We start from the raw sequence: 12,405 nt of genomic DNA on the forward strand, positions 1-12,405 counted from the left end.
ATGGTTAAATACGGTGTTGTTGGAACAGGATATTTTGGAGCTGAGTTGGCTCGTTATATGCAAAAGAATGATGGAGCAGAGATTACTCTTCTCTATGACCCAGATAATGCAGAGGCGATTGCAGAAGAGTTGGGAGCAAAAGTAGCAAGTTCCCTAGATGAGTTGGTTTCTAGCGATGAAGTAGATTGTGTTATTGTCGCAACTCCAAATAATCTTCATAAAGAACCAGTTATCAAGGCCGCACAACATGGTAAAAATGTTTTCTGTGAAAAACCAATTGCGCTTTCTTATCAAGATTGTCGCGAGATGGTAGATGCATGTAAAGAAAACAATGTAACCTTTATGGCAGGACATATTATGAACTTCTTCAATGGTGTCCATCATGCAAAAGAACTCATTAATCAAGGAGTCATCGGAGACGTTCTATATTGTCACACAGCTCGTAATGGTTGGGAAGAACAACAACCGTCAGTATCATGGAAAAAAATTCGTGAAAAATCAGGTGGTCACTTGTATCACCACATCCATGAGTTGGATTGTGTTCAATTCCTTATGGGTGGCATGCCTGAAACTGTAACCATGACAGGTGGAAATGTAGCCCATGAAGGTGAAAATTTCGGTGATGAAGATGATATGATTTTTGTCAATATGGAATTTTCTAATAAGCGTTTTGCCTTGTTAGAATGGGGTTCAGCTTATCGTTGGGGTGAACATTATGTTTTGATTCAAGGAACGAAAGGTGCTATCCGCTTAGACTTATTCAACTGTAAAGGAACTCTTAAGCTAGATGGACAAGAAAGCTATTTCTTGATTCACGAATCTCAAGAAGAAGATGATGATCGTACTCGTATCTATCATAGTACAGAGATGGACGGAGCAATTGCTTATGGTAAACCAGGTAAACGTACTCCATTATGGCTATCATCTGTCATTGATAAAGAAATGCGCTATCTGCATGAGATTATGCAAGGAGCTCCAGTATCAGAAGAATTTGCAAAACTATTGACAGGTGAAGCTGCTCTAGAAGCAATTGCTACTGCAGATGCTTGTACCCAGTCTATGTTTGAAGATCGCAAAGTAAAATTGTCAGAAATTGTAAAATAAACATAATGTAAAGGGGATGAAAAATTTATTTTCTCCCCTCGTTTCGGAAATAAGTTAGGAGAAAATCTATGTCAGATTTTAAAAAATATGAAGGTGTCATTCCAGCCTTCTACGCATGTTATGATGATCAAGGAGAAGTAAGTCCAGAGCGTACGCGTGCTTTGGTTCAATATTTCATTGATAAAGGTGTTCAAGGTCTTTATGTCAATGGTTCTTCTGGTGAATGTATCTACCAAAGCGTTGAAGACCGTAAGTTGATTTTGGAAGAAGTCATGGCAGTTGCCAAAGGTAAGTTGACTATTATTGCCCATGTTGCTTGCAACAATACCAAAGACAGTATGGAACTTGCTCGCCACGCAGAAAGCTTGGGTGTAGATGCTATTGCAACGATTCCGCCGATTTACTTCCGCTTGCCAGAATACTCAGTTGCTAAATACTGGAACGATATCAGTTCTGCAGCTCCAAAAACAGACTACGTAATTTATAATATTCCTCAATTGGCAGGGGTTGCTTTGACTCCAAGCCTTTACACAGAAATGTTGAAAAATCCACGTGTCATCGGTGTGAAGAACTCTTCTATGCCAGTTCAAGATATCCAAACCTTTGTCAGTCTTGGTGGCGAAGACCACATCGTCTTTAACGGTCCAGATGAACAGTTCCTAGGTGGTCGTCTCATGGGTGCAAAAGCAGGTATCGGTGGTACTTATGGTGCTATGCCAGAACTCTTCTTGAAACTCAATCAGTTGATTGCTGACAAAGACTTGGAAACAGCGCGTGAATTACAGTATGCTATCAACGCTATCATTGGTAAACTCACTGCTGCACATGGAAATATGTACGGTGTGATTAAGGAAGTCTTGAAGATCAATGAAGGCTTGAACATTGGTTCAGTTCGTTCACCATTGACACCAGTAACCGAAGAAGATCGCCCAGTTGTAGAAGCAGCTGCAGCCTTGATTCGTGAAACCAAGGAGCGCTTCCTCTAATCCATAAGGAGGTATTTATGACACACTACGTTGCAATTGATATTGGCGGAACCAACATCAAATATGGTTTGATTGACCAAGAAGGCCAACTTGTTGAATCGCATGAAATGCCAACTGAGGCATATAAGGGTGGCCCCCATATCTTACAAAAGACAAAAGATATCGTTGCCAGCTATTTAGAAAAGGGTCCAGTAGCAGGTGTTGCTATTTCTTCTGCAGGAATGGTGGATCCTGACAAGGGTGAAATCTTCTATGCTGGTCCTCAAATTCCTAACTACGCAGGAACCCAGTTCAAAAAGGAAATCGAGACTAGCTTTGCGATTCCTTGCGAAATTGAAAATGATGTCAACTGCGCAGGTCTTGCTGAGGCAGTATCTGGTTCAGGCAAGGGAGCGAGTGTGACACTTTGTTTGACCATTGGAACAGGTATCGGTGGTTGCTTGATTATGGATGGGAAAGTCTTCCATGGATTTAGCAATTCAGCCTGCGAAGTCGGTTACATGCACATGCAGGATGGAGCTTTCCAAGATTTGGCTTCTACGACAGCCTTGGTAGAATATGTGGCAGCAGCTCATAGTGACTCAGTTGATCAGTGGAATGGCCGACGCATTTTCAAGGAAGCTACTGAAGGAAACAAGATCTGTATGGCTGGCATTGACCGCATGGTAGATTATCTTGGGAAAGGTCTGGCAAATATTTGCTATGTTGCCAATCCAGAAGTGGTTATTCTCGGTGGTGGTATTATGGGACAAGAGGCAATCCTCAAACCAAAGATCCGCACAGCCTTGAAGGCGGCCTTGGTACCAAGTCTAGCTGAAAAAACACGATTAGAATTTGCTCATCATCAAAATACAGCAGGTATGTTGGGTGCTTATTATCATTTTATACTCAATGAAAATCAAAGAGCAAACTAGGAAGCTATCCGTAGGTTGCTCAAAACATTGTTTTGAGGTTGTAGATAAGACTGACGAAGTCAGTAATCATATATCTACGGCAAGGCGAATCTGACGTGGTTTGAAGAGATTTTCGAAGAGTATCAATACAAAACAATCCTAGTTTGGTTTAACCAAACTAGGATTTTCTAATCAAGTTCCCTTGACTTTCTTTATAATTGTGAGATAATAAAGAAAATATATAAAGGAGTTATATAAAATGTCTATAGCGAATTCAAGTAAAATTGTGACCTTCCAAGCTAATAGAGAATTAGTAAATGATGCCATGGAAGTGTTAAAAGAAAAAAATCTCTCTCTTTCATCGGCACTTAGATTATTTTTAAAGAATGTTGCTGTAACAAATGAAGTAGATTTACTTAATGAAGAGGAATTAGAGAAGGAGTATTTGTTTAGACAATTACAAGCAGAAGTTCAAGAAAGTTATGCCAAGATTGAGGCTGGAAATTACTTGACAGATGAGGATGTCGTGACACGCTATGGATTATAAAAAATATAGGATTTTGTATTCTCCTAGAGTGATTGATAGTCTGGATAAAATATATCAGTATATAGCAGAGGAAATCGGTTCTGTAGAGGCTGCGAGACGAAAAGTGGCGAGTATCAGAAAAGATATTAATCGTCTAGAAATTTTCCCTCAAGCTGGATTTGATGCCGATGAAAAATTTGGTAAGAAATTAGACCCTCGCTACCAAACGCGAGGATTGACCTTGAGTAAGGATTACATCGTATTATATACAATTGTTGAGGATACCGTCAGACTTGCTTATTTACTCCCTTCAAAAAGTGATTACATGAAATTATTTAAGACTAAGTCAAGATACGACTGATTCATAATCTTGAAGAGGTATGTTTAGTGATGAATAAAAATCCTAGTTTGACTCAGCCAAACTAGGATTTTCTTACACGTTTTTGTCTACGATAGCCATTGAGTTTTTTATTTTCCCAATAGCTGTTAAAGATTTTCTCCTTGCTTTCACGATTGATTTCCAAAAAATAGGCATAAATCAAATCGATAAAGAAGAGCATAGGAAGTTGAGCGGATATTCGTTGGATGTAGGAGGATTGGCTATGGGTGGCTACAAGAACAGTCTCTGTGTAGGCCTGACTATCTTTATTGGGAACACTTGAAAAGAGTACAGTCTTTGCCCCCATCTCCTTAGCGTCTAATAAACTGTCTAAAATAGAGGGAGTTGTGCCAGAAAGTGAGAAACCGAGTACTAGACAATTCTCATCCATAATACTGGTTGTCCAGGCAAAACCGTCTTGGTCAGTCAAGGCCTCGCAGACCACACCCAGACGCATGAACCGCAATTTCATTTCACGAGCTACGAGGCCAGAACTCCCTGTTCCGAAGAAGTAGACACGCTCAGCATCTTCGATTAACTGGGCAATTCGTTCTAGTTGGACTTCGTCAATCAAGTCTTGCGTTTGTTCTCTCATATTGCTATAGCTTCTGAGGACTCGTTTGGTCAGTGGACTGTGCTTGGAGACTTGGTTGGCTTGATTTTCTGCCTGATGTTGGTATTGGAAAATGAATTCTCGGTAGCCAGTAAAGCCACACTTTTTAGCAAAGCGAGTTAGTGCAGCCTGAGAGATATGTAATTTTTGAGTGACCTGTTGGGAGGAAAGGTCATCTTGAATGGTTTCTGCTTGTAAAAAATAGCGAGCGATTTCTTGCTCTAGGTCTGTCATTTCTTCAAAATGTGAATCAATGACAGTTGCGATATCTGGTTTGTCCATAGGGAAGGCTCCTTTAAATGAGTCGTATTGGAAAAAGACTAGATTATTGAACTTTTACATTCATTATAACATATAATATAGGGATGAATAAATAAAAACGTATCTTACTGTAAAAACGAAAAAAAGCTTCTTGCTTTTCCATAATTTTCTGCTCAAATTATGGTACAATGAAGAGTAAGATTTTAAGTTAGAAATGAGACTGATTTGTATGAGAAAATTTAACAGCCATTCGATTCCGATTCGGCTTAATTTATTGTTTTCAATTGTCATTTTACTCTTTATGACCATTATTGGTCGCCTGCTTTATATGCAGGTTTTGAACAAGGATTTTTACGAAAAAAAGCTAGCCTCAGCTAGTCAGACCAAGGTCACAACCAGTTCTGCCCGTGGGGAAATCTATGATGCTAGTGGAAAACCTTTGGTAGAAAATACGTTAAAGCAGGTTGTTTCCTTTACGCGTAGTAATAAAATGACGGCTAAAGACCTGAAAGAAATCGCTAGTCAGTTGCTGGGATATGTGAGCATCAGTTCGCCAAATTTGACAGAACGCCAGCTGGCTGATTACTATTTGGCTGATCCTGAAATCTATAAAAAAACAGTGGAGGCTCTCCCAAGTGAGAAACGCTTGGATTCAGATGGCAATCGCCTATCCGAATCAGAACTGTATAACAATGCGGTCGATAGTGTCCAAACGAGTCAACTAAACTATACAGAGGATGAAAAGAAAGAAATCTATCTTTTTAGTCAGCTAAATGCCGTTGGAAACTTTGCGACAGGAACCATTGTGACAGATGCTCTGACGGATACCCAGATTGCTCTGATTGCCTCTGCTTCGAAACAATTACCCGGCATCAGTATCTCAACTTCGTGGGATCGAAAAGTTTTAGAGACTTCCCTTTCTTCTATAGTAGGTAGTGTATCGAGTGAAAAAGCTGGTCTCCCAGCGGAAGAAGCAGATGCTTATCTTAAAAAAGGTTACTCTCTAAATGACCGTGTTGGGACCTCTTACCTAGAAAAGCAATACGAGGAAACCTTGCAAGGTAAACGCTCGGTGAAGGAAATTCATCTAGATAAGTACGGAAACATGGAAAGTGTCGAAAATATCGAAGATGGTACCAAAGGGAATAATATTAAACTGACCATTGATTTAGCTTTCCAAGATAGCGTGGATGACTTGCTGAAAAGTTATTTCAATTCAGAGTTGGGAAATGGTGGGGCCAAGTATTCTGAAGGCGTGTATGCAGTCGCCCTTAATCCCAAAACAGGTGCTGTTTTATCCATGTCAGGGATCAAACATGACTTGAAAACAGACGAGTTAACATCGGATTCCTTGGGAACGATAACCAATGTCTTTGTCCCAGGTTCGGTTGTAAAAGCGGCAACTATTAGTTCTGGTTGGGAAAATGGAGTCTTGTCAGGGAACCAGACCTTGACAGACCAACCGATTGTCTTCCAAGGTTCAGCTCCAATTAATTCTTGGTATACTGCCTTTTCTGTGCCAATGCCGATTACGGCGGTTCAAGCTCTGGAGTATTCATCCAATGCTTATATGGTCCAAACAGCCTTAGGTCTTATGGGGCAAACCTATCAACCAAATATGTTTGTCGGCACCAGCAATCTAGAGTCTGCTATGGGTAAATTGCGTTCAACCTTTGGCGAATATGGCTTGGGGTCTGCGACTGGGATTGACCTACCAGATGAATCTACTGGATTTATTCCCAAAGAGTATAACTTTGCCAATTTCATTACCAATGCCTTTGGGCAGTTTGATAACTATACGCCGATGCAGTTGGCTCAGTATGTAGCAACTATTGCAAATGATGGTGTTCGTGTGGCTCCTCGTATTGTTGAAGGCATTTATGGTAATAATGATAAGGGAGGACTGGGCGACTTGATTCAGCAACTGCAACCGACAGAGATGAATAAGGTCAATATATCCGACTCCGATATGAGTGTCTTGCACCAAGGTTTTTATCAGGTTGCTCATGGGACTAGCGGATTGACAACTGGACGTGCCTTTTCAAATGGTGCCTTGGTATCCATTAGCGGAAAAACGGGTACAGCCGAAAGCTATGTGGCAGATGGTCAGCAAGCAACCAATACCAATGCGGTGGCCTATGCCCCATCTGATAATCCCCAAATCGCTGTTGCAGTGGTCTTTCCTCATAATACCAATCTAACAAATGGTGTAGGGCCTTCCATTGCGCGTGACATTATCAATCTGTATCAAAAATACCATCCAATGAATTAGAAAGGAATTTATGCTGTATCCAACACCTATTGCTAAGCTGATTGACAGTTATTCCAAGTTACCAGGTATCGGGATTAAGACGGCTACGCGTCTGGCCTTTTATACGATTGGGATGTCTGATGATGATGTCAATGAATTTGCAAAAAATCTCCTTTCTGCTAAGAGAGAATTGACCTACTGTTCTATTTGTGGACGTTTGACAGACGATGATCCTTGTTCTATCTGTACCGATCCGACTCGTGACCAGACAACGATTTTGGTGCTAGAGGATAGTCGGGATGTGGCGGCCATGGAAAATATCCAAGAATACCATGGACTCTATCATGTCCTGCATGGCCTCATTTCCCCCATGAATGGTATCAGTCCAGACGATATCAATCTCAAGAGTCTCATGACTCGTCTGATGGATAGTGAGGTTTCAGAAGTAATCGTAGCAACTAATGCCACAGCAGATGGGGAAGCGACTTCCATGTATCTTTCCCGCTTACTCAAGCCAGCTGGGATCAAGGTTACGCGTCTGGCACGAGGCCTTGCTGTGGGAGCAGATATCGAGTATGCGGACGAAGTGACCCTCTTACGGGCGATTGAAAATCGAACAGAGTTGTAAGTGTAGACAAATTTACGAACTCCATTCATTTATAAAAAATCAAGGAGGCTGAAAATCGTTCCTATCGGCCTCTTTTTGTATAGTGTGATGAGTAGTGTCAGGTTCAAGTTTTAAAAAACCAAGCAAATATGATATACTAAAGAGCGAGTATTCTAGTAGAATTAGGACAAATAATATGAAACAAACGATTATTCTTTTATACGGTGGACGGAGTGCAGAACGCGAAGTCTCTGTCCTTTCAGCTGAAAGTGTCATGCGTGCGGTCAATTATGACCGTTTCACAGTCAAGACTTTCTTCATCAGCCAGTCAGGTGACTTTATCAAAACGCAGGAATTTAGCCAGACTCCAGGGCAAGAAGACCGTCTCATGACCAATGAAACCATTGATTGGGATAAGAAAGTTGCACCAAGTGCCATCTACGAAGAAGGGGCAGTTGTCTTTCCAGTTCTTCACGGGCCGATGGGAGAAGATGGCTCTGTTCAAGGATTCTTGGAAGTTTTGAAAATGCCTTATGTCGGCTGTAATATCTTGTCATCCAGTCTTGCCATGGATAAAATCACGACCAAACGTGTGTTAGAATCTGTCGGGATTGCCCAAGTTCCTTATGTGGCCATTGTCGAAGGCGATGATGTGACTGCTAAAATCGCTGAAGTTGAAGAAAAATTGACTTATCCAGTCTTCACAAAACCATCAAACATGGGTTCAAGTGTCGGTATTTCTAAGTCTGAAAATCAAGAGGAACTCCGTCAAGCTTTGAAACTTGCCTTCCAATATGACAGCCGTGTCTTGGTAGAGCAAGGGGTAAATGCTCGTGAAATCGAGGTTGGTCTCTTGGGCAACTACGATGTCAAGAGTACGCTACCAGGAGAAGTAGTCAAGGATGTTGCCTTTTATGACTACGATGCCAAGTATATTGACAACAAGATTACCATGGATATCCCAGCTAAAATCAGTGATGATGTGGTAGCTGTCATGCGTCAAAATGCAGAAACGGCCTTCCGTGCCATTGGTGGCCTGGGTCTATCTCGTTGCGATTTCTTCTATACAGATAAGGGAGAGATTTTCCTAAACGAGCTCAACACCATGCCAGGTTTCACCCAGTGGTCTATGTATCCACTACTTTGGGACAATATGGGAATCAGCTACCCAGAACTAATCGAGCGTTTGGTTGACCTTGCCAAGGAAAGTTTTGACAAGCGCGAAGCGCATTTGCTATAAAAATGAAAGAGAGGGTAGAAGCCAGAACCATCACTGCAAGGTGATTTTAGTTCTCGGATTTCAACCCTTTTTAAAGGAGTAGAAATGAAATTAACAATTCATGAAGTGGCTCAAGTTGTAGGAGCTAAAAATGATATCAGCATTTTTGAGGACACCCAGTTAGAAAAGGCAGAGTTTGATAGTCGTTTGATTACTACAGGGGACTTGTTTGTGCCCCTAAAAGGTGCGCGTGATGGTCATGACTTTATCGAAACAGCTTTTGAAAATGGCGCTGCTGCAACCCTGTCTGAGAAAGAGGTCGCAAATCATCCCTACATTCTAGTAGATGACGTTTTGGCTGCCTTTCAATCCCTAGCATCCTACTATCTTGAGAAAATGGATGTTGATGTCTTTGCTGTCACAGGTTCAAATGGCAAGACAACGACCAAGGATATGTTAGCGCACTTGCTATCAACAACCTACAAGACCTACAAAACACAAGGAAACTACAATAATGAGATTGGTCTTCCTTACACAGTTCTCCATATGCCTGAAGGAACAGAAAAGTTGGTCTTGGAGATGGGGCAGGATCACTTGGGAGATATTCATCTCTTGTCTAAATTGGCTCATCCAAAAACAGGCATCGTGACCTTGGTTGGAGAGGCCCATTTGGCATTTTTCAAAGACCGTTCTGAAATTGCTAAAGGGAAAATGCAAATTGCAGATGGCATGGCTTCGAATTCCTTGCTCTTGACGCCAGCTGACCCAATTGTAGAGGACTACTTGCCAACTTATAAAAAGGTAGTTCGTTTTGGCCAAGGAGCAGAGTTGGAAATTACCGACTTGGTTGAGCGTAAGGATAGCTTGACCTTTAAGGCCAATTTCTTGGAGCAAGCCCTTGATTTGCCAGTGACTGGTAAGTACAATGCCACCAATGCTATGATTGCGTCTTATGTTGCCCTACAAGAAGGGGTTTCAGAGGAGCAAATTCATAAGGCTTTCCAAAATCTTGAATTGACGCGTAACCGTACCGAATGGAAGAAAGCAGCCAATGGAGCAGATATCTTATCAGATGTTTACAATGCCAATCCAACTGCTATGAAGCTGATTTTAGAGACTTTCTCTGCCATTCCAGCCAATGAAGGTGGCAAAAAAATCGCTGTCTTGGCGGATATGAAGGAACTTGGTGACCAGTCTGTTCAACTTCATAACCAGATGATTTTGAGTCTTTCGCCAGATGTGCTGGATACCGTTATTTTCTATGGAGAAGACATTGCTGAATTGGCCCAATTGGCCAGTCAAATGTTCCCAATTGGCCACGTTTACTACTTCAAGAAAACAGAAGACCAAGACCAATTTGAAGACCTAGTCAAGCAGGTCAAGGAAAGTCTAGGAGCTAATGATCAAATCTTGCTCAAGGGCTCTAACTCCATGAATCTAGCTAAGCTGGTAGAAAGTTTAGAAAATGAATGCTAGTGATTTTGCCAAGTATCTTCAAAGAATGATTGCCCTTACAGATACTGGATTAACCTTTACAAAAGATCCTTTCGACCGTGAGCGCTACGAAGACTTGCGAGGCCTTTTATCTGAAATGTTGAATCAGGCATCAAACCTTGATTCCGAAGAAGTGGCAGAAGTCTTGAAGCCAACTTCTGCTTATGCGACTCCGTTAATGGACGTCCGTGCTTGGATTGTTGAGGACGAAAATATTTGTCTGGTTAGGGGACAAGGAGAGAATGATTGGGCTTTGCCAGGTGGCTTTGGTGAAGTCGGCTATTCTCCAACAGAAAATATTCTCAAGGAAATTGAAGAAGAAACCGGTTTTGAAGCTAAAGTAGAAAGACTACTAGCTGTTTTTGATACAAATCGTTTCCAACTACAGAGCAAGCAATATGCAAAGTTTATTTTTGAATGTAAGCTTCTTGATGGACAATTCCAAAAAAATCAAGAAATTGCTGACCTTCAATTTTTTGCCATTGACCAACTGCCAGCCTTATCTGAAAAACGCATTACCAAGGAGCAAATAGAGATTCTTTGGCAGGTTTATCAAGGTCAGAGGGAGCAATATCTTGATTAAGAAGATGATTATCGTATTTCTAAATTCATTTTTGACAAATAGCATGGTATAATAAAATGCAGGAAAATTTTGAATCATGAGGAAGACTAGATGAATTTATGGGATATTTTCTTTACGACCCAAGCAACAGAGCCACCCAAGTTTGATCTTTATTGGTATGTCAGTATATTTACACTCTTGGCCTTGACCTTCTATACAGCCTATCGTTATCGTGAAAAGAAGGTTTACCAACGATTTTTCCAAATCTTGCAGGCCGTTCAGTTAATCCTTCTTTATGGTTGGTATGGGGTCAATCATATGCCACTGTCAGAAAGTTTACCCTTTTACCATTGCCGTATGGCTATGTTTGTGGTGCTCTTGCTTCCTGGTCAGTCTAAATATAGGCAGTATTTTGCATTACTAGGAACATTTGGGACATTAGCTGCCTTTGTTTATCCAGTGCCAGATCCCTATCCTTTCCCACATATTGCCATTTTGTCCTTTATCTTTGGGCACTTAGCTCTCTTGGGGAACTCACTGGTTTATCTCTTGAGACAGTACGATGCGAGAATGCTAGATGTGAAAAGAATTTTTCTCATGACCTTTGCACTAAATGCCTTGATTTTTGTGGTCAATTTGGTAACAGGTGGAGATTATGGATTTTTGACAAAACCGCCATTGGTTGGAGACCACGGCTTAGTAGCCAATTATTTAATCGTTTCTCTGGCCTTGTCAGCGGCGATTATGTTGACCAAGAAAATCTTGGAACTATTTTTAGAACAAGAAGCAGAGAAAATGATTGCAAAGAAAGCTTAGAAATGAGCCAATGTCATTAAGTTAAGAAATTCAAATACAATTCTGTATTTGGGTTTCTTTTTTATGTGATAAACTTATAGTTAAGGAGGGATTTTCCATGATAAAACAAATAAAAGCCCACTTGAATAATAGTATTCAGAGTATCATTGGTCAAAAAGTTGAGTTCGTCAAACAAGATGAACAGGCCTTTACTCGTAAAAGAAGTTTATCACTAGAAACTATGATTCGTACCATTCTGGGAATGGGAGGAAAATCCTTGTCAAAAGAATTACTAGATGCCAAACTGACAGTTTCAAATTCAGCCTTTGTTCAAAGACGCTATCAGATAAAACCTGAAGCGTTCTATGCCCTATTTAAAGAATTTACAGCACCTATTCCACTTAATACTGATTTTCCAATATTCGCTGCAGATGGGAGTGATATCTGTATTCCTCGAAATCCCATGGATACAGAAACCTCTATCCAAACCCAAACGGATGTTAAATCCTATAATCTCATGCATATAAATGCCCTATACGACTTGACGACTGGAGTGTATCGAGATGTTTTTATTCAAGACAAACATGCACAACATGAGCGCTTAGCTCTGATTCAGATGATGGAGGATTCTCCCTTTCGAGAAAGCTCTTGTTATCATGGATAGAGGCTATGAAAGTTACAATCTTATGGCTCATTTTCAAGAAAAAGGTTGGCT

At 40.9% G+C, this 12,405-nt stretch carries 13 protein-coding genes; 12 read left to right on the plus strand and 1 reads right to left on the minus strand.

Annotation, left to right across the window (positions count from 1 at the left end; all coding sequences use genetic code 11):
• The 5 genes from CYK18_RS08110 to CYK18_RS08130 all read left to right on the plus strand — a co-directional run bounded on the left by CYK18_RS08110 (nt 1) and on the right by CYK18_RS08130 (nt 3,870).
• A complete protein-coding gene (locus CYK18_RS08110; protein WP_000241736.1) occupies nt 1-1,104 on the plus strand; it encodes a Gfo/Idh/MocA family protein in 1,104 nt (367 codons plus the stop codon).
• A 68-nt stretch (nt 1,105-1,172) separates the two neighbouring features.
• A complete protein-coding gene (locus CYK18_RS08115; RefSeq protein WP_101786055.1) occupies nt 1,173-2,090 on the plus strand; it encodes a dihydrodipicolinate synthase family protein in 918 nt (305 codons plus the stop codon).
• Nucleotides 2,091-2,107: 17 nt separating this feature from the next.
• Complete coding sequence (locus CYK18_RS08120) at nt 2,108-3,004, plus strand: ROK family protein (protein WP_101786057.1); 897 nt, start codon at nt 2,108-2,110, stop codon at nt 3,002-3,004.
• A gap of 238 nt (nt 3,005-3,242) precedes the next feature.
• Nucleotides 3,243-3,530, plus strand: a complete 288-nt coding sequence (gene relB, locus CYK18_RS08125; protein WP_101782320.1) for a type II toxin-antitoxin system RelB/ParD family antitoxin — start codon at nt 3,243-3,245, stop codon at nt 3,528-3,530.
• Nucleotides 3,520-3,870 (plus strand): type II toxin-antitoxin system RelE/ParE family toxin, encoded by a 351-nt coding sequence (locus CYK18_RS08130; RefSeq protein WP_000384864.1) that lies wholly within the window; start codon nt 3,520-3,522, stop codon nt 3,868-3,870. Before relB ends, CYK18_RS08130 begins: the two co-directional genes overlap by 11 nt.
• A gap of 61 nt (nt 3,871-3,931) precedes the next feature.
• On the opposite strand, the gene CYK18_RS08135 is transcribed toward CYK18_RS08130, so the two are convergent.
• Complete coding sequence (locus CYK18_RS08135) at nt 3,932-4,783, minus strand: MurR/RpiR family transcriptional regulator (RefSeq protein WP_061645779.1); 852 nt, start codon at nt 4,781-4,783, stop codon at nt 3,932-3,934.
• 193 nt (nt 4,784-4,976) lie between these two features.
• Here CYK18_RS08135 and pbp2b point away from each other — a divergent pair, with 193 nt between their 5' ends.
• The 7 genes from pbp2b (at nt 4,977) to CYK18_RS08170 (ending at nt 12,354) form a co-directional block, all read left to right on the plus strand.
• The gene (pbp2b, locus tag CYK18_RS08140) at nt 4,977-7,034 is read left to right on the plus strand and encodes a penicillin-binding protein PBP2B (RefSeq protein WP_101786059.1); all 2,058 of its coding nucleotides are present in this window, start codon (nt 4,977-4,979) and stop codon (nt 7,032-7,034) included.
• Nucleotides 7,035-7,044: 10 nt separating this feature from the next.
• Complete coding sequence (gene recR, locus CYK18_RS08145; protein WP_000966754.1) at nt 7,045-7,641, plus strand: recombination mediator RecR; 597 nt, start codon at nt 7,045-7,047, stop codon at nt 7,639-7,641.
• A 175-nt stretch (nt 7,642-7,816) separates the two neighbouring features.
• A complete protein-coding gene (locus CYK18_RS08150) occupies nt 7,817-8,860 on the plus strand; it encodes a D-alanine--D-alanine ligase (protein ID WP_101786061.1) in 1,044 nt (347 codons plus the stop codon).
• A gap of 84 nt (nt 8,861-8,944) precedes the next feature.
• A complete protein-coding gene (locus tag CYK18_RS08155) occupies nt 8,945-10,315 on the plus strand; it encodes a UDP-N-acetylmuramoyl-tripeptide--D-alanyl-D-alanine ligase (RefSeq protein WP_101782317.1) in 1,371 nt (456 codons plus the stop codon).
• Complete coding sequence (locus tag CYK18_RS08160) at nt 10,305-10,916, plus strand: NUDIX hydrolase N-terminal domain-containing protein (RefSeq protein WP_101782316.1); 612 nt, start codon at nt 10,305-10,307, stop codon at nt 10,914-10,916. The genes CYK18_RS08155 and CYK18_RS08160 overlap by 11 nt, the downstream gene beginning before the upstream one ends.
• A gap of 90 nt (nt 10,917-11,006) precedes the next feature.
• Nucleotides 11,007-11,711 carry a YwaF family protein gene (locus CYK18_RS08165; RefSeq protein ID WP_101782315.1) on the plus strand — a complete coding sequence of 235 codons (705 nt, stop codon included), beginning with the start codon at nt 11,007-11,009 and terminating at the stop codon, nt 11,709-11,711.
• Nucleotides 11,712-11,808: 97 nt separating this feature from the next.
• The gene (locus tag CYK18_RS08170) at nt 11,809-12,354 is read left to right on the plus strand and encodes a hypothetical protein (protein WP_101786063.1); all 546 of its coding nucleotides are present in this window, start codon (nt 11,809-11,811) and stop codon (nt 12,352-12,354) included.
• Nucleotides 12,355-12,405: the final 51 nt, after the last annotated feature.

The organism is Streptococcus mitis, assembly GCF_002860865.1.
GTDB classification, from domain to species: domain Bacteria; phylum Bacillota; class Bacilli; order Lactobacillales; family Streptococcaceae; genus Streptococcus; species Streptococcus mitis_AT.